Origin of the sequence: Nocardioides panacisoli, assembly GCF_039537325.1 — a bacterium.
Lineage (GTDB): Bacteria > Actinomycetota > Actinomycetes > Propionibacteriales > Nocardioidaceae > Nocardioides > Nocardioides panacisoli.
Window position 1 is genome coordinate 79,735 of the sequence record NZ_BAABAH010000002.1, and the last position, 20,695, is coordinate 100,429.

24 protein-coding genes are annotated in these 20,695 nt (G+C 71.9%); 7 read left to right on the forward strand and 17 right to left on the reverse strand.

What is annotated here, in order from left to right; genetic code table 11:
• Positions 1-39: 39 nt before the first annotated feature.
• Together ABD709_RS03345 and ABD709_RS03350 are read right to left on the reverse strand one after the other, a co-directional pair.
• Complete coding sequence (locus ABD709_RS03345) at positions 40-1,308, reverse strand: MFS transporter (RefSeq protein WP_344772385.1); 1,269 nt, start codon at positions 1,306-1,308, stop codon at positions 40-42.
• 48 nt (positions 1,309-1,356) lie between these two features.
• Complete coding sequence (locus ABD709_RS03350; protein ID WP_344772386.1) at positions 1,357-2,115, reverse strand: TetR/AcrR family transcriptional regulator; 759 nt, start codon at positions 2,113-2,115, stop codon at positions 1,357-1,359.
• A 102-nt stretch (positions 2,116-2,217) separates the two neighbouring features.
• On the opposite strand from ABD709_RS03350, the gene ABD709_RS03355 reads away from it, so the two are divergent.
• Positions 2,218-3,636, forward strand: coding sequence for a DHA2 family efflux MFS transporter permease subunit (locus ABD709_RS03355; RefSeq protein ID WP_344772387.1), 1,419 nt, complete (start codon positions 2,218-2,220; stop codon positions 3,634-3,636).
• 192 nt (positions 3,637-3,828) lie between these two features.
• Here the strand turns inward: ABD709_RS03355 and ABD709_RS03360 are convergent, their stop codons facing one another.
• The 9 genes from ABD709_RS03360 to ABD709_RS03400 form a co-directional block, all read right to left on the reverse strand.
• Entirely contained in the window at positions 3,829-4,029 is a 201-nt protein-coding gene (locus ABD709_RS03360) for a hypothetical protein (protein ID WP_344772388.1), read from the reverse strand.
• Positions 4,030-4,121: 92 nt separating this feature from the next.
• Positions 4,122-5,012 carry a bifunctional DNA-formamidopyrimidine glycosylase/DNA-(apurinic or apyrimidinic site) lyase gene (mutM, locus tag ABD709_RS03365; protein WP_344772389.1) on the reverse strand — a complete coding sequence of 297 codons (891 nt, stop codon included), beginning with the start codon at positions 5,010-5,012 and terminating at the stop codon, positions 4,122-4,124.
• A 16-nt stretch (positions 5,013-5,028) separates the two neighbouring features.
• Positions 5,029-5,808 (reverse strand): ribonuclease III, encoded by a 780-nt coding sequence (gene rnc / locus ABD709_RS03370; protein ID WP_344772390.1) that lies wholly within the window; start codon positions 5,806-5,808, stop codon positions 5,029-5,031.
• Positions 5,765-5,950 carry a 50S ribosomal protein L32 gene (gene rpmF, locus ABD709_RS03375; protein ID WP_194706333.1) on the reverse strand — a complete coding sequence of 62 codons (186 nt, stop codon included), beginning with the start codon at positions 5,948-5,950 and terminating at the stop codon, positions 5,765-5,767. The genes rnc and rpmF overlap by 44 nt, the downstream gene beginning before the upstream one ends.
• Positions 5,951-5,980: 30 nt before the next feature.
• Positions 5,981-6,583, reverse strand: a complete 603-nt coding sequence (locus tag ABD709_RS03380; protein WP_344772391.1) for a YceD family protein — start codon at positions 6,581-6,583, stop codon at positions 5,981-5,983.
• Between the two features lie 85 nt (positions 6,584-6,668).
• Complete coding sequence (coaD, locus tag ABD709_RS03385; RefSeq protein WP_344772392.1) at positions 6,669-7,166, reverse strand: pantetheine-phosphate adenylyltransferase; 498 nt, start codon at positions 7,164-7,166, stop codon at positions 6,669-6,671.
• A 28-nt stretch (positions 7,167-7,194) separates the two neighbouring features.
• The gene (gene rsmD, locus ABD709_RS03390) at positions 7,195-7,767 is read right to left on the reverse strand and encodes a 16S rRNA (guanine(966)-N(2))-methyltransferase RsmD (protein ID WP_344772393.1); all 573 of its coding nucleotides are present in this window, start codon (positions 7,765-7,767) and stop codon (positions 7,195-7,197) included.
• Positions 7,764-9,995: an ATP-dependent DNA helicase RecG gene (locus ABD709_RS03395; protein ID WP_344772394.1), complete on the reverse strand. Its 2,232-nt coding sequence runs from the start codon at positions 9,993-9,995 to the stop codon at positions 7,764-7,766. Before ABD709_RS03395 ends, rsmD begins: the two co-directional genes overlap by 4 nt.
• Before the next feature lie 22 nt (positions 9,996-10,017).
• Positions 10,018-11,712 carry a DAK2 domain-containing protein gene (locus tag ABD709_RS03400; RefSeq protein ID WP_344772395.1) on the reverse strand — a complete coding sequence of 565 codons (1,695 nt, stop codon included), beginning with the start codon at positions 11,710-11,712 and terminating at the stop codon, positions 10,018-10,020.
• A 121-nt stretch (positions 11,713-11,833) separates the two neighbouring features.
• On the opposite strand from ABD709_RS03400, the gene rpmB reads away from it, so the two are divergent.
• On the forward strand, positions 11,834-12,019 hold the full coding sequence (gene rpmB / locus ABD709_RS03405; protein WP_344772396.1) for a 50S ribosomal protein L28: 186 nt from the start codon (positions 11,834-11,836) through the stop codon (positions 12,017-12,019).
• 97 nt (positions 12,020-12,116) lie between these two features.
• On the opposite strand, the gene ABD709_RS03410 is transcribed toward rpmB, so the two are convergent.
• Positions 12,117-13,088 carry a thiamine-phosphate kinase gene (locus ABD709_RS03410; RefSeq protein ID WP_425575018.1) on the reverse strand — a complete coding sequence of 324 codons (972 nt, stop codon included), beginning with the start codon at positions 13,086-13,088 and terminating at the stop codon, positions 12,117-12,119.
• Positions 13,089-13,175: 87 nt separating this feature from the next.
• Here ABD709_RS03410 and ABD709_RS03415 point away from each other — a divergent pair, with 87 nt between their 5' ends.
• Positions 13,176-13,412 (forward strand): Lrp/AsnC family transcriptional regulator, encoded by a 237-nt coding sequence (locus ABD709_RS03415; RefSeq protein WP_425575019.1) that lies wholly within the window; start codon positions 13,176-13,178, stop codon positions 13,410-13,412.
• A 2-nt stretch (positions 13,413-13,414) separates the two neighbouring features.
• Entirely contained in the window at positions 13,415-13,891 is a 477-nt protein-coding gene (locus ABD709_RS03420; RefSeq protein WP_344772398.1) for a DUF3515 domain-containing protein, read from the forward strand.
• On the opposite strand, the gene ABD709_RS03425 is transcribed toward ABD709_RS03420, so the two are convergent.
• On the reverse strand, positions 13,892-15,016 hold the full coding sequence (locus ABD709_RS03425) for a D-alanine--D-alanine ligase family protein (protein ID WP_344772399.1): 1,125 nt from the start codon (positions 15,014-15,016) through the stop codon (positions 13,892-13,894).
• Positions 15,017-15,040: 24 nt separating this feature from the next.
• On the opposite strand from ABD709_RS03425, the gene ABD709_RS03430 reads away from it, so the two are divergent.
• The gene (locus ABD709_RS03430; protein WP_344772400.1) at positions 15,041-16,126 is read left to right on the forward strand and encodes a trans-sulfuration enzyme family protein; all 1,086 of its coding nucleotides are present in this window, start codon (positions 15,041-15,043) and stop codon (positions 16,124-16,126) included.
• A gap of 3 nt (positions 16,127-16,129) precedes the next feature.
• On the opposite strand, the gene ABD709_RS03435 is transcribed toward ABD709_RS03430, so the two are convergent.
• Positions 16,130-17,134 carry an NAD(P)H-dependent glycerol-3-phosphate dehydrogenase gene (locus ABD709_RS03435; protein WP_344772401.1) on the reverse strand — a complete coding sequence of 335 codons (1,005 nt, stop codon included), beginning with the start codon at positions 17,132-17,134 and terminating at the stop codon, positions 16,130-16,132.
• On the reverse strand, positions 17,131-17,877 hold the full coding sequence (locus ABD709_RS03440) for a lysophospholipid acyltransferase family protein (protein WP_344772402.1): 747 nt from the start codon (positions 17,875-17,877) through the stop codon (positions 17,131-17,133). The genes ABD709_RS03435 and ABD709_RS03440 overlap by 4 nt, the downstream gene beginning before the upstream one ends.
• Before the next feature lie 88 nt (positions 17,878-17,965).
• Between ABD709_RS03440 and cofC the strand changes: the two genes are divergently transcribed.
• Positions 17,966-18,610 carry a 2-phospho-L-lactate guanylyltransferase gene (cofC, locus tag ABD709_RS03445; protein WP_344772403.1) on the forward strand — a complete coding sequence of 215 codons (645 nt, stop codon included), beginning with the start codon at positions 17,966-17,968 and terminating at the stop codon, positions 18,608-18,610.
• A 69-nt stretch (positions 18,611-18,679) separates the two neighbouring features.
• A complete protein-coding gene (locus ABD709_RS03450) occupies positions 18,680-19,186 on the forward strand; it encodes a hypothetical protein (protein WP_344772404.1) in 507 nt (168 codons plus the stop codon).
• Positions 19,187-19,243: 57 nt separating this feature from the next.
• Here ABD709_RS03450 and ABD709_RS03455 read toward each other — a convergent pair whose 3' ends face one another.
• A complete protein-coding gene (locus ABD709_RS03455) occupies positions 19,244-19,897 on the reverse strand; it encodes an HU family DNA-binding protein (protein ID WP_344772405.1) in 654 nt (217 codons plus the stop codon).
• A gap of 198 nt (positions 19,898-20,095) precedes the next feature.
• A complete protein-coding gene (leuD, locus tag ABD709_RS03460; RefSeq protein WP_344772406.1) occupies positions 20,096-20,695 on the reverse strand; it encodes a 3-isopropylmalate dehydratase small subunit in 600 nt (199 codons plus the stop codon).

The window sequence follows — 20,695 nt, forward strand, 5'->3', positions numbered from 1 at the left end:
GACCGGCCAGCGGCCGTCGCGGGGGAAGCTCGGCGCTGGTCACCCTACCTGGGAGGCACCGGGCTCGGTCGCAGGCTCGCTCGTCGCGTCGGCGTGGGCGATGTGGGCCAGCTGCCGCCAGACGAGCGCCAGCGTGATCCCCGAGCCGACGAAGCCGACCCAGAACGGCGCCGTGACTCCCCAGGTGGCGGCGATCAGGCCGCCGAGCCCGCTGCCGAGCACCATGCCACCGAACACGCCGACGCCGTACACCGAGCCGACCCGGCCCTGGAACTCCGTCGGCACCGCCCGCTGCCGCACCGCCTGCGAGAGCGTGCCCCAGACGAACGCGTAGGCACCGAAGCCGAACATGATCAGCAGCGCCACCCATGGCGCGGTCGTGAGCGCGAAGCCGAGATGCATCAGCACCTCGAGCAGGAGGCAGACCCGCATCAGGGTCGCGAGCGAGACGTGCCGCTCGAGCCAGCCGTACCAGGGCGTGCTGACCAGGCTGCCGACGGCGCCCGCCGTGGTCAGCAGGCCGTAGCCGACCGGGCCCATGTGCAGCACGTCGAGGGAGTAGAGGACGAGCACCGACCAGGCCGAGGCCCAGGTGATGTTGAACGCGAAGATCACCAGCGCCAGGGTGCGGATCGGCGGGTGCCCGAGCAGCCACTTGACGCCGTCGACGATGTCGCGGCGCACGTGCGTCGCGACCTCGCCGCGGACCGGCCCGGCCAGCAGCTCGATGCGGGCGACGAGGACGACCGCCAGCAGCACGCAGCCGATCTGCACCCCGAACGGCACCGCCAGGCCCACGGCGAACAGGGCGGCGCCGAGGGGCGCGCCGGCGATCTGGTTGACCGTGATGAAGCCGAACTGGAGACGCGCGAACGCGATGCCGATGTCGTCCTTGTCGACGAGCATCGGCAGCAGCGTCCCGGTGGCGGTGTCGGCGAAGACCTCGGCCGTGCCGATGAGGAACATGGCGACGAGGACCACCCCGGTGTCCACCCAGCCGGTGACGATCGTGGCGCAGAGGCCGGCGAGGACCGCGACCCGGCACAGGTCGCTCGCGACGACCAGCCGCTTGCGGTCCAGCCGGTCGGCGATGGCGCCGGCGTGCAGACCGAACAGCAGCCACGGCAGCCGCTGGAGCAGGACGGCGAGCGAGACGAGGAACGGGTCGCGCGTCTGCGAGGCGACCAGCAGCGGGCCCGCGGCGAGCGCGATGCCGTCGCCGAGGTTGGACACCCAGCTCGAGGACATCAGCAGCCGGAAGCCGGGGCCCAGGCGCGCCGGGAGGACTGCTTCGACGACGCGGCTCACAAGGTCGCCACGCTAGGCGTCCGCGGCCGCGGCCGCCATCGATTTCCGCTATCGGTCGCGGTAGCGCTCGGAAGCGGCCTCGAGGCCGGAGACCAGCAGGTCGAGCCCGAACTCGAGCCGCTCGTCGCCGTCGCCGGCAGTCAGCTCGCGGGCGTAGCCCGTGACGAAGGGGAACCGGTCGGCAGGGAGCTGGCCGAACGCCGCCATCAGCTGGCCGTCCACGTCCTCGTGGAACTCGTGGAGGTCGTCGTGGCCGGCACCGTCGACCATCCGCTGGGTCCAGATCTGCTCCTCGTAGGCCACCGCGCAGACGAAGAGCGCGGCGATGTCGCAGAACCACGCGGCCGCCTGCGGGCTGACGCCACCGCGGATGCAGATGGCAAGCATCCCCTCGGCGATCCGCAGGCCGCCCTCCTGGGTCGGGATCATCCCCATCGCCGCCCGCGCGGTGCCCGGGTGGGCGCGGTAGAGCTCCAGGCAGTCGCGCAGCACCTGCTTCAGCTGCTCGGCCCAGTTCTCCGGGTCCGGCTCCGGTACGTCGAGCTCTGAGCAGATCCGGTCGATGACGAGCTGATCCAGCTCCTCCTTGTTGGCGACGTGGGCGTAGAGCGAGGCCTGGCCTGTGTCGAGCGCCCGGGCGAGCGAGCGCATGGACACCCCGTCGTAGCCCTTCTCGGCCATCAGGTCCATCGCCGCGTCGACGATCCGCTCGCGGGTGAGTCGCTCCTTCGGCCGCGCAGCGGCGTCGTCGGTCGTCACCCGGATCCGGACCGGGCCGGCCCGGAACGTCTTCGTCCGCTTCTCCACGGCGCCCATCCTACCCCCTTGACACGAACACCGTTCGAAGATAGAACACTGTTCGTCATTCACGAACACCGTTCGAAACCACTCCGGGAAGGAGGCCGTCCCATGGCCGGCACCGTCACCGAGGCAGTCGCCACGACCGCCTACCGCTTCCGTTGGCACGTCATGGCCGCCGTGATCATCGCGGACGTCATGGACCTGCTCGACGCGACGATCGCCACCCTCGCCGGACCCTCGATCCGGGCCGACCTCGGTGGCAGCGAGACCACCCTGCAGTGGGTGCTCGCGGCCTACACCCTGGCCTTCGCGGTCGGGCTGCTGACCTCCGCCCGCCTGGGCGACATCGTCGGGCGCCGGCCGATGTTCATCGCCGGGATGGCGGGATTCACCGCTGCCTCCCTGGCCTGCGGCCTGGCCCCCACGGCGGGCACGCTCATCGCGTTCCGCGCGGTGCAGGGCCTGTTCGGGGCGACGATGATCCCGCAGGGCCTGGCGATGGTGAAGCAGTCGTTCCCGCCCGAGGACCTGCAGAAGGCGTTCATCCCCTTCGGCCCGATCATGGGGCTCTCGGCAGTCCTCGGGCCGATCCTGGCGGGCTTCCTGATCGACGCCGACCTGTGGGGCACCGGCTGGCGGATGATCTTCCTCATCAACGTCCCGGTGGGGCTCGCGGGGACGTTCATCGCCTGGCGGTACCTGCCCGACGTGCCCAAGGACCCAGCCGCCCGGCTGGACCCGTTCGGCGCGGTGCTGGTGACGCTGGCGTCGGCCGCGCTGATCTACCCGCTGGTGCAGGGCCGCGAGCTCGGCTGGCCGGCGTGGGTCTACGTGCTGATGGGCGCGGCGGTCGTCCTGTTCGGCGTGTTCGTCTGGAGCGAGCGCCGCAGCGACCACCCGATCCTGGAGCCGTCGCTGTTCACCCACCGCGGCTTCGTGGCCGGCGTCGTCTTCCTGGGCACGTTCTTCGTCGCGATGTCCGGCTCCAGCCTGGTCACCAGCCTGTTCCTGCAGCTCGGGCTGGGCTTCACCCCTCGCCACGCGGCGATCGTGATGACGCCGTACGCCCTCGGCATCGCGATCGGCGCGGCGCTGTCCGGGGCGCTGCTCGGCCCGAAGCTGGGCCGGCACGTCCTGCACATCGGGCTCGCGCTCGCAGCCGCCGGGATGGCGTGGTTCGGCATGGTGGCGAGCGGCACCGGCGTCGGCGGCTGGGACCTCGCGCCCGCCCTGCTGGTCGCCGGCATCGGGAGCGGGCTGATCTTCGCGCCGCTGTTCGACATCATCCTGGCCGACCTCGGCGACCACGAGGTCGGCACCGGCTCGGGTCTGCTCAACGCGATGCAGCAGTTCTGCGGGGCGCTCGGCGTGGCCCTGCTCGGCACGCTCTTCTTCCGCTGGGTGCCGACGTCGGGCTGGGGCGACGCCACCGAGGCGATCGCCTGGGTGACGGTCGGCTGCTTCGGAGTCAGCTTCCTCGCAGCGTTCCTGCTGCCGCTGAAGCCGCGCGAGGAGGCGCTGCACTGAGGAACGAGCGTTCGACCGGCGGTCAGGCCTGCTTCGGCGAGGTCTGGCCGCCAGCTCGGCCTGGCACCGAGGTCACTTCGACCGCGGCGCGGCAGCGTGTCGCACGGCGGCGAAGCCGCATCGGCCGGGAGCCTGCCCGAGCGCGCGAGGGTGGGCGAGCGGTCGATTTGCGACACGCTCGCGCAGTCCAGCTCAGGCCGGCTGCATCTCCTGCGCCTTGTCGGCGGTCAGGATGTCGGCGGCCCGAGCGGCCATCAGCTTGTCGTTCTCCTCGCTGAGGCGGAGGACGAGAGACTCCAGCTCGGCCACCCGGTTGCGCAGTCGAGCGTTCTCGACGGCGAGGCGGGGGTCGCGCAGGTCGCTGTTCAGGTGCCCGATCAGCGCCTTGGCCATGAAGGTGTGCCTTCCGGTTGAAGAAAGAAACTCCGGGCCCCGGGGGATCGAGTGGGGGCCGTCTCCAAATGTCCCACTTCAGGGCGCGTGGGTCAAACCCCCGACCGCGGTGCCCGACCACTCCTCGGGACGGGCTGGCAGCGCGGGCAGAAGTACGACGAGCGGTTCATGAACGCCACCCGCCTGATCGGCGTGCCGCAGCGGTCGCAGGGGTCGCCGTCGCGGCCGTAGGCGTGCAGGCTGCGGTCGAAGTACCCCGACTCGCCGTTGACGTTGACGTAGAGCGCGTCGAAGGACGTCCCACCCTGGACCAGGGCCTCCCCCAGCACGCCGCGGACCTGGGCGAGCAGGTCGACGACCTGGGCCCGGGTGAGCCGGTCCCCGGGCCGGTCGCCGTGGATCCGCGCCCGCCACAGCGCCTCGTCGGCGTAGATGTTGCCGACGCCGCTGATCAGGTTCTGGTCGAGCAGCTGGCGCTTCACGCCGGACGCGCGGCGCCGTACCTTCTGCACGAAGGCGGCGTCGTCGAAGTCCGGGTCGACCGGGTCGCGGGCGATGTGCGCGATCTCGGGGGGCAGCTCCGCCCCGCCCTCGGACACCGACAGCCCGCCGAACATCCGCTGGTCGACGAACCTCAGCTCGAATCTCGACACGCCGCCACCGTTGTCGGGCGCTTCCAGGATGAAGCGCACGCGGAGGTGGCGCTCGTCGGGGGCGCCGACGCGCTGGACGAGCAGCTGGCCGCTCATGCCGAGGTGGCCGAGGAGGGCGTTCCCGTCGTCGAGCGGGAGCCAGAGGTACTTGCCGCGACGGCGGGCGGCGAGCACGGTGCGGTCGGTGAGCGCGGCGGCGAAGCCCTCGGGGCCGCGGAGGTCGCGTCGGACCGGCCGCGGGTGCAGCACCTGGACCTCGGAGATCCGGGCGCTCACGACGTGGCGCTCGAGACCCGTCCGGACCGTCTCGACCTCGGGGAGCTCGGGCACGCTGCGCGACCTGGCGTCAGGCCTGGACGCCGAGGGCGGCGACGATCTCGCCGTACGCCGTCTCGGCGGCGCCCTGCTCGGCCTCCTTCTTGGAGCGGCCGTGGCCGTTGCCGTAGAGCTTGTCGGCGACCCGCACCTGCGCGGTGAACGACTTCTGGTGGTCGGGGCCCTCGTCCTCGATGACGTACTCGGGCACGCCGAGCGCGTGCTCGGCGGCGAGCTCCTGGAGCGACGTCTTCCAGTCGAGGCCGGCACCCATCGCCGAGGCCGCCTCGATGAGCGGGTCGAACAGCAGGTGGACGACGTCGGAGGAGACCGCGATGCCGCCGCTGAGGTGGACCGCGCCGATGACCGCCTCGACGGTGTCGGAGAGGATCGACGCCTTCTCGCGCCCGCCGGTGGACTCCTCGCCGCGGCCGAGCTTGATGTACTGCCCGAGCCCGATCTCGCGCGCGATGCCGGCGAGCGCCCGGGCGTTGACGACCGCAGCGCGCAGCTTGGCCAGCCGGCCCTCGGGCAGGTCGGGGTGGGTGCGGTAGAGGGTCTCGGTGACGACCACGCCGAGGACCGAGTCGCCCAGGAACTCCAGGCGCTCGTTGGTCGGCAGGCCGCCGTGCTCGTAGGCGTACGAGCGGTGGGTCAGGGCGCGGTCCAGCAGCTCGGCGTCGAGTACCGGCTCGCCGAGCGCACGACGTAGGTCGTCGTAGCCCGTCTCGTCAGCGATGACCGCTGCCCTACCTGCGTGAGGTCGGTCAGAGGACCTGGCGACGGTCGCTGCGCGCGCCGTACTGGCCACACGTGCCGCACGCGCGGTGCGGGAGGTGCTTCGCACCGCAGGCCGGGTTGGCGCAGGTCACCAGGGTCGGGGCGACGGCCTTCCACTGCGAGCGACGGTGCCGCGTGTTGCTGCGCGACATCTTGCGCTTCGGGACAGCCACTGTGATCTCCTCAGTTGTTCCGCGCGGTGGTCACCGCGCGGGGTTCGCCTTGTCGTTGTCTGCCGGGTCGCTCCCACCCAGCTCGGTGAGCGCTGCCCACCGCGGGTCGATCGCAGCCTCGTGTGCGTGGTCCGGGTCGTCGGCCAGGCGTGCTCCGCACTCGGGGCACAGGCCGGGACAGTCGTCCCTGCACAGCGGCTGGAACGGCAGTGCGAGCACCACCGCGTCCCGCAGCACCGGCTCCAGGTCGAGCAGGTCGTCCTGGAGCAGGCTTGTGTCCTGGTCATCGATGCCCTCGTCGATGCCCTGCTTGCTGCGCAGGACCTCACGGGAGTCGTCATAGACGTACAGCTCCTGGAACGTCACCTCGAGCTCGTCGCGGATCGGCTCCAGGCACCGTGCGCACTCCCCCTCGGCGACGGCTTCCGCCGTGCCGGTGACGAGCACGCCCTCCATGACCGCCTCGAGGCGCAGGTCGAGGTCGACCGGCGCACCCTCGGGGACATGGAGAACCTCGATGCCCAGATCTGCGGGCGCCGGGACCGTGAGCGTCACGTGACGCTGGGACCCCGGGCGGCGTCCGAGCTCGCGGGTGTCGAGCACGAACGGCGCTCTCGGGTCCAGGCCGGTCACGCGATCACTCCTGGTCCAGGCACCAACAGATCGAAGCAATCGTAGTGGCGGGGGTGACCCGCGGCAAAACGAGGATCGGCGCCGGTCATGCGCCGTGCGTGCCTCCGGAGCGGCCGAGCCGCTCCTCCAGTCGTGCCAGGACGGCCTCCGGCACCAGCCCCGACACGTCGCCTCCGAGCGAGGCGACCTCCTTGACCAGGCTCGAGGACACGTAGCCGAGCGAAGCCGTGGTCGGGACGAAGACCGTCTCCACCCCGGTGAGGTGGGCGTTCATCTGCGCCATCGGCAGCTCGTACTCGTAGTCGTTGCCGCCGCGCAGGCCCTTCACGATCGCCTGCGCGCCGATCTCGCGGCAGAAGTCGACGATCAGGCCGGTGAAGCCCATCACCTTGATGTTGGGGTGGCCCGCGCAGGCCTCCTCGAGCATCTCCAGCCGCTCGTCGGGGCTGAACAGCCGCGACTTCGAGACGTTGGTGCCGGTGGCGACGACGAGCTCGTCGAAGAGCGCCGAGGCGCGCCGGAAGATGTCGAGATGGCCGTTGGTGACCGGATCGAACGAGCCGGGGCACACCGCGAGGGTCATGGCACGGCAGCGTATCGGCCCGGCCCGCTCAGGGATGCGACGCGAACCACAGCGTGGTCTCGCCGTAGCGCCGCTCGCCGCGCTTGCCGCCCAGCCGCTCGACCCCCGAGGGCCATGCCGGCTCCGGGCTCCGCGCCGAGCGCTCGACGACCAGCAGGGACTCGTGGGCCAGCCAGTGGCCCGTGGCGAGCAGCTCGAGGTCCTCGGCCAGCCTGGCCTCGGTATGCGGGTAGGGCGGGTCGCTGAACACGATGTCGTAGGGCGACCGCGCGCCCTCGCCGAGCACCGCGGCGACCGAGCGGGCACGCACGTCGGCGACGTCGCAGCCCACGGCGGCCACGTTGGCCTCGACCAGCCGCGCCGTGCGGCGGTCGGACTCGACCAGCGTCACGTGGGCCGCGCCGCGCGACCACGCCTCCAGGCCGATGGCGCCGCTGCCGGCGTACAGGTCCAGGAAGCGCAGCCCGTGGAGCGAGCCGACGGCAGCCTCGATGGCGGAGAACAGCGCCTCGCGGACGCGGTCGCTCGTCGGGCGGGTGGCGTCTCCTCTGGGGGTCTGGAGCCGGCGGCCACCGGCGACGCCGCCGATGATGCGCGTCACGACTTGTCCACGAACTCGGCCTGCTGCGAGCGCTCGAGGTCGGCGACGGCGTCGGCGAGCAACGGCGCGTCCGCGAGCGCCGGGTCGCTGTCCAGGAGGCTCTCGGCGGCCGCCCGGGCAGCGACGATGGTGTCCTCGTCCCGGAGCACGCGGAGCCGCTCCAGGCTCGACCTCCGGCCGGCCTGGGACGCCCCCAGCACGTCGCCCTCGCGCCGCTGCTCGAGGTCGACCCGGCTCAGGACGAAACCGTCGGCGGTCGAGGCGACGGCGTCGAGCCGCTCCCGGGCGGGGGTGAGCGCCTCCGTGCGGGTGACCAGCAGGCAGAGACCGGGAAGCCCGCCACGACCGACCCGGCCGCGCAGCTGGTGCAGCTGGGAGACGCCGAACCGGTCCGCGTCGAGGATCACCATCGCCGTGGCGTTGTGGACGTCGACACCGACCTCGATCACCGTCGTCGAGACCAGCACGTCGATCTCGCCGGCTGCGAAGGCGCGCATCGTCGCGTCCTTTTCGTCGCCGGGCAGCCGCCCGTGCATCCGCCCGACCCGGACGTCGGAGAGCGGCCCCTCGGCGAGCCGGACGACGAGCTCCTCGACGGCCGACGGTCCCCCGACGGGTGCGATCACCTGGCCGTCCTCGTCGACGTCGACGGCGTCGGCCTCTCCGGCCTCGGCCTCCTCGCCGGCGATGCGGGGGCAGACGACGTAGACCTGGTGGCCCTTGTCCACCTCCTCGTGCACCCGCTGCCAGACCCGGTCCATCCAGTCCGGGTGCTCGGCCAGCGGCACCACATTGGTCTGGATCGCAGCCCGGCCCGCGGGCAGCTCCCGCAGCGTGGAGACCTCGAGGTCGCCGAACACGGTCATCGCGACGGTGCGCGGGATCGGGGTTGCGGTCATCACCAGCAGGTGCGGCGGGATCGCGGCCTTGTCCGTGAGCGCGGCCCGCTGCTCGACCCCGAACCGGTGCTGCTCGTCGACGACGACGAGCCCGAGGTCGGCGAAGTACACGTTGTCCTGCAGCAGCGCGTGGGTCCCGATCACGATGCCTGCCTCGCCGCTCGCGATGCGCGAGAGCGGCTCGGTGCGCTGGGTCTTGGTCATCGAGCCGGTCAGCAGCTCCACCCGGGTGCCGGCTCCGGACCCGAAGATGGTGCCGCCCATGGCCAGGTCGCCCAGCATGGTCGCGATCGACCGGTGGTGCTGCTGGGCGAGCACCTCGGTCGGTGCCAGGAGCGCCGCCTGCCCGCCCGAGTCGACCACGCGAAGCATCGCGCGGAGGGCGACCAGCGTCTTCCCGGAGCCGACCTCGCCCTGCAGCAGCCGGTTCATGGGGTGGGGCTCGGCAAGGTCCCTGGCGATCTGGGCGCCGATCTCCCGCTGGCCGCTGGTCAGCTCGAACGGCAGCGACGCGTCGAAGGCCGTCTGCAGCTCTCCCGAGCCGCCGGTGCGCATCGTCGCGCCGAACTCGCGGATCGCGCGGCGGCGCTTGGCGAGGACGATCTGGGTGACCAGCGCCTCCTCGAACCGGAACCGGTGCAGTGCCTGCTCGACCTGTCGGCGCGTGTCCGGCCGGTGGACCCACTCGTAGGCCTGCTGCACGTCGAGCACGCCGTACTCGCTCCGGACCGCTGGGGGCAGCACCTCGGGCAGCTCGTCCAGGACCGTGCTCGCGAAGCGCACCGCCCGGGCGACGTCCCACGAGTTGACGCCCTTGGTGAGCGGGTAGATCGGGTAGAGGCCGCCGATCTCGTCAGGCATCGCGCCGGCGATCTCCTCGTCGGCGAGACCGAAGACGGTGAGCTCGGGATTGACCAGCTGCCAGTTGTTGTTGAAGCGGTCGGCCTTGCCGACGAAGATTCCGCGGTTGCCGACGGCGACCCGCTTCGCGTGCCAGCCGGCGGTGCCCTGGTTCTTGGCGAAGAACGTCATCCGGAGCGGCGGCCCGTCGGTGCGCAGCGTCGCCTCGACGCGGAAGGCGGGCCGTCCGGTGCGTCGATCCTTGTAGGTCTTGATGTCACAGGCGCTGATCTCGCCGACGACGCACAACATCTGTCCGGGCCGGAGGTCCTCGACCTTGGTCAGCGAACCGGTCTCGAGATAGCGGCGCGGGAAGTGGTCGAGCAGGTCGCCGACGGTCGTGATGCCCAGGCCGGACACGAACTTCTGCCGCTTCGCCGGTGTGGCCGCGCCGAGCACGCTCGCGACCGGGGAGTCGAGGGTGATCACCCGGCTCCACCCCTCTCGTGGGTCACTCGACCGACATCAGGAGCGGGTACCGCTCCTGGCCACCGTCGTACACCACGGCGTCGACATGGGGCTGGTGCTCCTCGACCCACGCGATGACCCGGTCGGCGTGCTCCCGCGAGGCCGGGTCGGCGCCGCGGACCAGCGTGACGAGCTCGCCGCCGGGGGCCAGCAGCCGCGCGACCACCTCGACCGCGACCTTGCCGAGGTCGTCGCCGACGACGGCGAAGTCGCCGGAGATGACGCCGAGGGCGTCGCCCTCCCTGCACGGCCCGGCCATCGTCATCGCCTCGCGCGCGGCCACGGTGATCGCGCCGTGCCGGGCGTGCCGGGCGGTCGCGGTCATCTCGGTCACGTCGGCGTCGAACGCCCGGCCCGGCTCGTGCACCGCGATGGCCGCGAGCCCCTGGACCTGGGCCTCGGTCGGGATGACAGCGACCCGGACGCCGGGGTGGTCGGCCTCAGCGGTGGTGGCGGCCATCCGGGCCGTGCGGACGCTGTCGTGGTCGTTCGGGAGCACGACGACCTCCCGCGCGCCGCAGCGGACGATCGCGTCGAGCACCTCGCCGGTGGAGGGCCGCCGACCGGGCCCGCCCTCGACCACCTCGGCGCCCGCCTCGGCGAATAGCGCGCTGAGGCCGGGACCGGCGGCGACCGCGACCACCCGCCGCCCGTCCCGCTGTGCCGGCGAGCTCGCGGCGCCCGCCTGGGCCGCGACCGGCTGCGCGAAGTGGGTGATCCGGATCCGGTGCGGCCGGCCGACGGCGACACCGGCCTCGACGGCCGCGCCCGGGTCGTCGGTGTGGACGTGGACGTTCCACAACCCTTCGCCGCCGACCACGACGACGCTGTCGCCGAGCTCGGCGAGCCGGCCGCGCAGGTGCGGGACCTCGCCGTCGCCGGTGTCGAGGAGGTACATGACCTCGAAGGCCGGCCCGTCCGGGCCGAGGTCGCCGGCGCCGTCGCCGAGCTGCGGCACGGGGATCGCGTGCTGGCCGAGCGGCGAGGTCACCGGCACCGGCCGGCGACCGGTCAGCACGGTCTCGGCCGCGTCGAGGATCACGCAGATGCCGCGGCCACCGGCGTCCACGACGCCCGCGCGGGCCAGGACGGGGAGCTGCTCCGGCGTGCGCGCGAGCGCCTCCCGCGCCGCCGCGGCGGCCGTCGTCACGATGTCGCTGCTGCGGACACCACTCTCCTTGGCCCGCTCGAGCGCGGCGTCGGATGCCGCCCGCAGCACCGTGAGCATGGTGCCCTCGACGGGCTCCCCCACCGCCGCGTAGCTCGCGTCGGTCGCCTGGTGCAGCGCGTCGGTGAGCACCTGCGCGTTCGGCTCGTCCGCGGCGGCCGCGCCGATCCGGCGTACGAGTGCCCCGAGCATCTCGCTGAGGATCACCCCCGAGTTGCCGCGGGCGCCGAGGAGGGCGCCGCGGGAGAACGCCGCGAGGGCGGCGTGCCGTGATCCCGAGCCGTCACCGATCGCGTCGCGGATCGCGTCCCGGGCGGCGGCGATGGTGAGGTACATGTTCGTCCCGGTGTCGCCGTCGGGGACCGGGTAGACGTTGAGCGCGTCGATCTCCTCGCGAGCGTCCGCGAGGGCGTCGACGGCGATCTCGACGAACCGGACGACGGTCTCCAGCGCGATGCCGGAGCCCGCGTCCTGCGGCGCCTGCCCGCCTGCGTCCGTCCCGTCGTCCATCCGGGCCAGACTATTGCGTGGCCGGAGGTATCCGTTGATTTCTGCCCGCGGCGCGACGTCCGTTAGTCTGTTCCGGTTGCCCGAACGGGCACCCGAGACCGATCCAACCGTAGGAGTCACCGTGGCTGCCGTCTGCGACATCTGCGCCAAGAAGCCGGCGTTCGGCAACAACCGGCCGTGGTCGCGCAAGATCACCAAGCGCCGCTTCAACCCGAACATCCAGCGCGTGCGCGCGGTCGTCAACGGCACCCCGAAGCGCCTCAACGTCTGCACCGGCTGCCTCAAGGCCGGCAAGGTCTCCCGCTAGAGTCCGAGTAGGGGTCTTCGCCCGGTCGAAGTGTGACAACCGCCCGCAGCTCGCGGGCGGTTGCTTCATTTCGACCGGGTGAAGACCCCTCCTCGATTCAGAAGTGGGTCCAGCCGTAGGGGCCGTCGTAGGGCTCGCCGTCGACGGTGACGGCAGGGCCGTCCGCGCTCGCCTGGGACACCCGGCCGATCTCCAGCCAGCCCTCGGGGAGCGCGGCGTCCGGCGGGAACGTGGCGAGCAGGGAGTGGTCGTCGCCGCCGCCGAGGACGAACGACATCGGGTCGGCGCCGGTCGCGGCTCCGACGGCGACCAGCGGCTCGGGGACCTCGAAGGCCTCGGTGCGTACGTCGATCGCCACTCCCGAGGCCCGCGCGACGTGGAGCGCGTCGGCCAGCAGCCCGTCGGACACGTCGATCATCGCCGTGGCGCCGGCCTCGGCGGCGGCGCGGCCGGCGTCGTACGGTGGCTCCGGGCGGCGGTAGGCGTCCACCAGCTTGCGGGGTGAGCGGAAGCCCCGGCCGAGCACCGCGAGGCCACCGGCCGCCCAGCCCTGCCGCCCGGCGAGCGCGACGATCTCGCCCGGCTGGGCGCCCGAGCGGAGCACCGGGGAGACCGTGCAGCTCCCCATCACCGTCACGCTGATGACGATCTGGTCCGAGGAGCTGACGTCCCCGCCGACCAGCCCCGCCCCGACGAGCGCGCACTCCTCGGCGAAGCCGCGGGTGAAGTCGAGCGCCCACTGCGCGGGCAGCGCCGGCGGCGCCGCGAACCCGACGGTCAGCCAGGTCGCGCGTCCGCCCATCGCGTTCAGGTCGGAGAGGTTCTGCGCCGCAGCGCGGTGCCCGACGTCGGCGGCGTCCGCCCAGTCGCGGCGGAAGTGCCGGCCCTCGACCATCAGGTCGGTCGAGACGACCACGTGCCCGTTCCGCACACGGAGCACCGCGGCGTCGTCCCCCGGTCCCACGAGGACCTGCTCGCCCGGGGCCAGCCGGGCCACGAGCTCCTCGATGCGGGTGATCAGGCCGAACTCCCCGATCTCGGCCAGCGTCTGCTCGGACATGAGGCACATCCCACCAGAAACCGACGAGTCGTCCTGGGACCGGGGGTCACGGTAGGTTGTCGGACGTCCAAGCAAGTCGACCGAGGAGCGCGACCCATGGTGGTGCAGGCCTACATCCTGATCCAGACCGACGTCGGCAAGGCTGCGGAGGTCGCCCAGGCCATCGCCAAGATCAAGGGCGTCACCCTCGCCGAGGACGTGACCGGCCCCTACGACGTGATCGTCCGCGCCGAGGCACGCAACGTCGACGAGCTCGGCAAGCTGGTCGTCTCGAAGGTGCAGAACCTCGACGGCATCACCCGCACCCTCACCTGCCCCGTGGTGCACATCTGAAGGTGACGCGCGCGGCGCTCCTGCTCCTCCCGCTGCTGCTCGTCTCCGCCTGCGGCGGACCGGTGCAGATCGACGCCGGCGACCTGTCCGACGCGGACGCGAAGGCGTGCGCGGCGTTCGTCGACGAGCTGCCCGAGACGCTCGACGACCTCGACCGGGTCGACGTGCAGCCGGCCGGCGCGCCCGGAGCGGCGTACGGCGACCCGGCCATCGTGATCACCTGCGGCGTCGGCCAGCCCGACGGCTACCACGCCGGCGCGTCCTGCGAGTCCGTCGCGGGCGTGGACTGGTTCGTGCCGGACGGCGAGTACACCGACCATGCCATCGACGTCACGCTCACCAGCGCGTGGAGCCGGCCCCGGGTCGAGGTCCAGATCCCCAAGGACTACTGGCCGGAGGCGACCGCCGCGGCCACCGGCGTGCTGAGCCCGATCGTCGAGAAGCACATGGAGACCGTCGGCCACTGCCAGCGGCTCTGATCAGCGCAGGCCGGTCCCCCGCTGCAGCGCGAGGCTGACCAGCCGGTCGACGAGGTCGCCGTACGCCAACCCGGTCGCGGCCCACATCCGCGGGAACATCGACAGGGGCGTGAAGCCGGGCATCGTGTTGAGCTCGTTGACGACGAGCGAGCCGTCGGGCATCAGGAAGAAGTCCACGCGGGCGAGACCCTCGCCGCCGACCGCGCGGAACGCCTGGGCGGACAGCTCGCGCATCCGGGCCAGGGTGGCGTCGTCGAGGACGGCGGGTACGTCGAGCTCGGTGGCCTCCTCGGGGAGGTACTTCGCCTCGAAGTCGTAGAACTCGTGCTCGCCGGTGACCCGGATCTCCGCCGGCAGGCTGGTCTCGACGTCACCGTCGAGCGTCTCCAGCACTCCGCACTCGATCTCGCGGGCGCCCTCGGCGGACACCTCGATCAGCACCTTGGGGTCGTGCTCGAACGCGCCCTCGAGCGCGTCGGCGAGCTCGTCGGGTCCGTGCGCCTTGGCGATGCCGATGCTCGAGCCGCCGCGGGCCGGCTTCACGAAGAGGGGGTAGCCGAGCTGCTCGCAGCGCTCGCGGACCGCGCCCTGGTCCCGCTCCCACTCCCGCGCGGTGGTGGTCGTGCTGGGCATCACCGGCAGCCCCGCAGCTGCCAGCACGATCTTCATGTAGGCCTTGTCCATCGACACCGCGGAGGCGAGCACACCGGCGCCGACGTACCGCACGCCGGCCATCTCGAGCATGCCCTGCAGCGTGCCGTCCTCGCCCCACGGCCCGTGCAGCAGCGGGAAGACGACGTCGACGTCACCGAGCTCGCGCGGGGGTGCGGTCGGATCGCTGACGACCAGGCCGGCGCCGGACGACGTACGGGCGAGGGTCACCTGCTCACGGTCCGCGTCGACCTCGGGCAGCTTGTCCGGGGAGATGATCTGCAGCCGCTCGACGTTGCCGGACTCCAGCACCCAGCGGCCGTCGGTGGCGATGCCGACCGGCACGACCTCGTAGCGTTCGGCGTCGAGGGCCTGCAGCACGCTGCCCGCCGTCACGCAGGAGATGGCGTGCTCGCTCGAGCGGCCGCCGAAGACGACTGCGACCCGGATCCGGCGGTCGGCTGCTGCGTTCATCCCGGCTGACCCTACCGTTGGGGCATGCCCGACCCACGGCCCCACCCTGAGGACCTGCGGCCCGCGACGGTCACCGTCAGCGCCGGCCGGCCGCCCCGAGAGCCCGACGCGCCGCTCAACCCGCCGATCACGATGGCGTCGACGTACGTCGCGACCGGCGACGTCGAGTACGGCCGCTACGGCAACCCCACCTGGTCGGCCTTCGAGGACGTCCTCGGACAGCTCGAGGGCGGGCGCGCGCTGGCGTTCTCGTCGGGGATGGCAGCGGTCGGGACCGTGCTCGACCTGCTCGGGCCGGCCGCAGGCGTGGTCGCTCCGCGGCACGCCTACAGCGGCACTGTCATGGCCCTCGGGGACCTCGAGTCGCGCGGTCGCGGCCGCGGGACCCTCGTCGACATCGCCGACACGGAGGCCGTCATCGCCGCGATGCGGGCCGACGAGGACTGCGCACTGCTCTGGATCGAGTCGCCGACCAACCCGGCGCTCGAGCTCGCCGACATCGCCGCCCTCGCCGAGGCGGCGCACGCACTCGGGGTGCGGGTCGTCGTCGACAACACCTTCGCCACTCCCCTGCTGCAGCAGCCCCTCGCGCTCGGCGCCGACATCGTCGTCCACTCCGCCACGAAGTACCTCGCCGGCCACAGCGACGTGCAGCTCGGCGCGCTGGTGGTCGCCGACGACGAGGTGTACGACGCCGTGAAGGGCCGCCGCGACCTGGTGGGCGCGGTGCCGGGGCCGTTCGAGACCTGGCTGGCGCTGCGGGGCATGCGCACGCTCGCCGTACGGCTGGACCGCGCGCAGGCCAACGCCGCCGAACTGGCGCGGAGGCTCGAGGACCACCCCGCGGTCGAGGAGGTCCGCTACCCCGGCCTGGGCGGCATCGTCGCGATGGTGCTGCGGTCCGGTGACGCGGCCGACGTCGCCGTACGCCAGACGCGGCTGTGGGTGCACGCCACCTCGCTCGGCGGCGTGGAGTCCACGCTCGAGCGGCGGCGGCGCTGGAAGGCCGAGGCGGAGACGATCCCGGACGGCCTGGTGCGGCTCTCCGTGGGCATCGAGGACGTCGAGGACCTGTGGGCCGATCTCAGCCAGGCGCTCGAGAAGGGCTGACGACTAGCCCATCTCCGCCTTGGGATCGCGCGAGATGAACGAGTGCATCAGGTCCGAGGTCGACATCCGGCCCGCCACGACCTCGTCGACGTTCTCGACGATCGGGGCCTCGATGCCGGTGCGTTCGGCAAGCGCGCGCAGCGACGAGCACGACTTGGCACCCTCGGCCACCTGACGGGTCGACCCGTAGATCTCGTCGACGGTCATGCCCTGGCCGAGCTTCTCGCCGAACGTGCGGTTGCGCGACAGCGGCGACGAGCAGGTCGCGACGAGGTCACCGAGCCCGGCGAGGCCCATCAGCGTCAACGGGTTGGCGCCCTGGTTCATGGCGAGCCGGGCTGTCTCGGCGAGCCCCCGGGTGATCAGGGACGCGGTGGTGTTGTCGCCGAAGCCGAGTCCCACGGCCATGCCGACGCAGAGGGCGACCACGTTCTTGTAGGCGCCGCCGAGCTCGCAGCCGAGCACGTCGACGCTCGTGTAGGGGCGGAACGCCGGCGCGTGGATCCGCTTCTGGAGGATCGTCGCGACGTCCTCGTCCTCGCACGCGACCACCGACGCGGCGGGCTCGCGGCGGGCGATCTCCCGGGCCAGGTTCGGCCCGCTGACCACCGCGATGCGCGACGGCCCCACGTCGCCGACCTCCGAGACCACCTCGCTCATCCGCTTGAGGGTGCCGAGCTCGACGCCCTTCATCAACGAGACGAAGACGGCGTCGGGCTGCACGAACGGCAGGAACGCGGGGAGGTTCTCGCGCAGCGACTGGGACGGTACGGCGAGCACGACGAGGTCCGCGTCGACGAGGGCGCGCTCGTGGTCGTGGGTCGCCTTGATCGTGGGCGGCAGCTGGATGCCGGGCAGGTACTCGGCGTTCTCGCGTCGCTCGTTGATGCTCTCGGCGACCTCTTCCCGCCGGGCCCAGATCGTCACGTCGTTGCCGCTGTCGGCCAGGACGATGGAGAACGCCGTCCCCCACGAGCCGCCGCCCAGCACCGCGACCTTTCCGCTCATGAGGTCTTCTTCCTGTCCTTGAAACGGTCGCCGTGGACGCGCATGTCGTAGCGCTCGGTGGGCGCCGTGTCCCCGCGGATGATCTCGAGCTGGTGGGTGATCGCCTGCATGATCCGGTCGGTCGCCTCGTTGACGACCTCCATCGTGCGCGGCTTGTCGACGAGGTCGGCGAGGTCGACCGGATCGCCGACCGCCATCGTGATCCGCTTGCGCGGGAACAGGAGCGGCTTCTTGGTGTAGGGCGGGAGGATGTCCTGCGCACCCCACTGGCCGACCGGGATCACGGGACAGCCGGTCTCGAGCGCGATCCGGGCGGCACCGGACTTGCCGCGCATCGGCCACAGGTCCGGGTCGCGGGTGATCGTCGCCTCGGGGTAGACGATGATGCAGTGGCCCTTGCGCACGGCCGCCACCGCGGCGGCGTAGGCGCCTGCTCCACCGCTCTCCCGCTCGACGGGGATCTGCCCGGCCGCGGTGAGGAACCGGCCGAGCGCCTTGTTCTTCCAGAGTCCCGCCTTGGCGAGGTAGTGCGGCAGCCGGCCGTAGTCGTAGAGCAGGTGGGCGGCGGTGACGGGGTCGATGTGCGAGAGGTGGTTCATCGCGACGACGCAGCCGCCGGACTCCGGAAGCCGTTCCGGGTCGATCCAGGTGCGCTTGGTGGTCGTGAGGAGCGTCGGCTTGATGATCGACACCGCCAGCCAGAACGGCCAGCCGCGCTTCTCCTGCATCTTCCGCACCGTCACGAGGGTGCAGGTTACCGGTCGGAACGGACGGCGGCGCCCGGCGACGCCCGACGGCGCGCACCGACGAGCGGCCTGAGAGGATCGAGCAGTGGTCGCCCCCGCCGACGGCTTCGCCGCCATCGTCCCGGTAAAGTCGCCGTCCGTCGGGAAGTCCCGGCTGACCGGCCTGTCGGTGGACCGACGGCTCCTGGCTGCCGCGTTCGCGGCCGACACGGTCGCGGCCTGCCTGGCCACGCCCGGGGTCCTGCGGGTGCTCGCGGTCACCGAGGACGACGACGTGGCTCGTGGCCTCGAGGCGCTCGGCGCGGAGGTCTGCCCCGACGGGCCGGTCCCCGGCCTCAACCCCGCACTGCGGCACGGCGCGTCCGTCGCCCGCGAGCGGTGGCCGTCGCTCACGCCGGTTGCGCTGCTCGCCGACCTTCCGGCGCTGCGGCCCGAGGACCTGGGTGCTGCGCTGGCAGCCGTCGCGGACCGCGAGGCCGGCGGGACGTCGTACGTCATCGACGCCGACGGCTCCGGCACGACGCTCTACACCGCGCCGTACGACGACTTCGCCCCGCGGTTCGGCGTCGACTCCGCTGCCGCCCATGCCGAGGCGGGCGCTTGGCCGGTGCCCGGTGAGCTGCCCAGCCTGCGGCGCGACGTCGACGACGCCGATGGACTCCAAGCCGCGTTGACGCTCGGCGTCGGCGCTTCGACGACTGCGGTGCTCGCCGAACCCACCGGGCGGTAGCGGCTCGCAACTTCCTGGACGTGTCCGGCGTCCTACCCGTCGACGGACCGTCGACGACCTGGAGGAACCATGCGAAAACTCAAGCGACCGCTCGTGCCGGCACTGGCCGCGTCGCTCGCACTCGTCGGGGCGGTCGCCGGCTCGCCGGCTGCCCGGGCGGAGACGGTCACCGTGCACGACCCGAGCGGTGACACCCGGCACCACCTGGGCTACGACATCACGAGGGTTCGCGTCGAGCACAAGGCGAAGCGGATCGCCTTCGAGCTCGACCAGAGCTTCACGCCCTACTGGTACGAGATCCGCGTCGACGTCCCCGGACCCAAGCCCTGGAAGTACCTCGTCACGTGGACGGCGTACACGCCGCGCAAGGTGTTCGTGCAGAGGCGGCACGCCGACGACAACGTCTGCGTGCGCCGGAACGCGCACACCAATGCGGACCAGACCGTGCTGCGCTTCGTGGTTCCGCGCAGCTGCTTCGGTCCTCCGAAGGCCGTCCGGGTGAAGGCGATCGCGTGGGACGACGAGTTCGGCTGGTCCGACCGCACCGGCTGGACCGAGTGGGCACACGTCTCCTGATGGAAATGCGGCGGCGGGCCGCCCCTTTCGGGACGGCCCGCCGTTCGAAGCGTTGGCTCAGGACTTCTTGGCGGTCTTCTTGGCCGGAGCCTTCTTCGCGGGCGCCTTCTTGGCCGGCGCCTTCTTGGCCGGCGCCTTCTTCGCAGGCGCCTTCTTGGCGGGCGCCTTCTTGGCGGGCGCCTTCTTGGCCGGAGCCTTCTTCGCGGGCGCCTTCTTCGCGGGCGCCTTCTTGGCCGGCGCCTTCTTGGCCGGCGCCTTCTTGGCCGGCGCCTTCTTCGCAGGCGCCTTCTTGGCGGGCGCCTTCTTGGCCGGCGAGACGGCCTTCTTGACCGCAGCTGCGGCCTTCTTGGCCGGCGCAGCGGCCTTCTTGGCTGTCGCGGAGGAGGCGACCTTCTTGGCCGGAGCAGCAGCCGCCTTGACGGCAGGCAGCTTCTTCGCGCCGGAGACGACGTTCTTCAGGTCAGCGCCGGCGGTGAACTTCGGGACCGCCTTCTTCTTGGTCTTCACGCGCTCGCCGGTCTGCGGGTTGCGGACCCAGCGCGCGTTGCGCACCGCCTTCTCGAAGGAGCCGAAGCCCGTGATGGCGACCTTCTCACCCTTCGCGACCTGGCGCGTGATGGTGTCGAGGACGGAGTCGAGGGCGTGGGCCGCTTGCTTGCGATTGCCCTCGAAGCGAGCGGAGAGCTCGTCGACCAACTGAGACTTGTTCACTGCTTTGTCCTTCCGCCAGATCGGCGATTCGCCGTTCGTGGGCCGTTTCTGGCCGAGCCCCCGCTCGGCACCTTGCTCGGCACGCTAGGCATTCGTGGGCATCGTCACAACGACCACGCCGCGTTTTCCGCCGTTTTTTCGCGGTATTGAGCGGAATTCGGCCTCGGAAGGGCAATTAGGCCGGTCGTGCGCGACCTGTCACGCGTGCTGCGTAACCGGCTTCCAGCTCGGACGCTTGCCTTCATAGGCCGCGATATCGGCCTCGTGACCGAGGGTGATGCCGATGTCGTCGAGCCCTTCGAGGAGGCGCCAGCGCGTGTAGTCGTCGATGTCGAAGCTGTCCTCGACAGAGCCGTCGGCAGTACGGATCGTCTTGTTCTCGAGGTCGACGGTGATCTCGCCACCGGGGTTGTCCTCGAGGAAGTCCCACAGTCGCTGGACGACCTTCTCGTCGACCTGAGCGGCCAGAAGCCCGGACTTTCCGGAGTTTCCACGGAAGATGTCGGCGAACCGCGAGGAGATGACGACCTTGAAGCCGTAGTTCTGCAGCGCCCAGACGGCGTGCTCGCGCGACGAGCCGGTGCCGAAGTCGGGGCCGGCGACGAGCACGGTGCCGGACTTGTACGCGTCCTGGTTGAGCACGAAGTCGGCGTCGCCTCGCCATGCGGCGAAGAGCCCGTCCTCGAAGCCGGTCCGGGTCACACGCTTCAGGTAGACGGCGGGGATGATCTGGTCGGTGTCGACGTTGCTGCGCTTGAGCGGTACGCCGACGCCGGTGTGGCTGGTGAACTTGTCCAT

Bases quoted from the DNA above. Each gene is read 5' to 3' on its own strand.
- ABD709_RS03450 (WP_344772404.1), top strand. From the start codon at position 18,680: ATGCGAAAACTCAAGCGACCGCTCGTGCCGGCACTGGCCGCGTCGCTC.
- ABD709_RS03435 (WP_344772401.1), bottom strand. From the start codon at position 17,134: ATGAGCGGAAAGGTCGCGGTGCTGGGCGGCGGCTCGTGGGGGACGGCG.
- ABD709_RS03410 (WP_425575018.1), bottom strand. From the start codon at position 13,088: ATGTGCCTCATGTCCGAGCAGACGCTGGCCGAGATCGGGGAGTTCGGC.
- ABD709_RS03430 (WP_344772400.1), top strand. From the start codon at position 15,041: ATGCCCGACCCACGGCCCCACCCTGAGGACCTGCGGCCCGCGACGGTC.
- ABD709_RS03415 (WP_425575019.1), top strand. From the start codon at position 13,176: ATGGTGGTGCAGGCCTACATCCTGATCCAGACCGACGTCGGCAAGGCT.
- leuD (WP_344772406.1), bottom strand. From the start codon at position 20,695: ATGGACAAGTTCACCAGCCACACCGGCGTCGGCGTACCGCTCAAGCGC.
- ABD709_RS03355 (WP_344772387.1), top strand. From the start codon at position 2,218: ATGGCCGGCACCGTCACCGAGGCAGTCGCCACGACCGCCTACCGCTTC.
- ABD709_RS03360 (WP_344772388.1), bottom strand. From the start codon at position 4,029: ATGGCCAAGGCGCTGATCGGGCACCTGAACAGCGACCTGCGCGACCCC.
- ABD709_RS03400 (WP_344772395.1), bottom strand. From the start codon at position 11,712: ATGGACGACGGGACGGACGCAGGCGGGCAGGCGCCGCAGGACGCGGGC.
- coaD (WP_344772392.1), bottom strand. From the start codon at position 7,166: ATGACCCTCGCGGTGTGCCCCGGCTCGTTCGATCCGGTCACCAACGGC.
- ABD709_RS03425 (WP_344772399.1), bottom strand. From the start codon at position 15,016: ATGAACGCAGCAGCCGACCGCCGGATCCGGGTCGCAGTCGTCTTCGGC.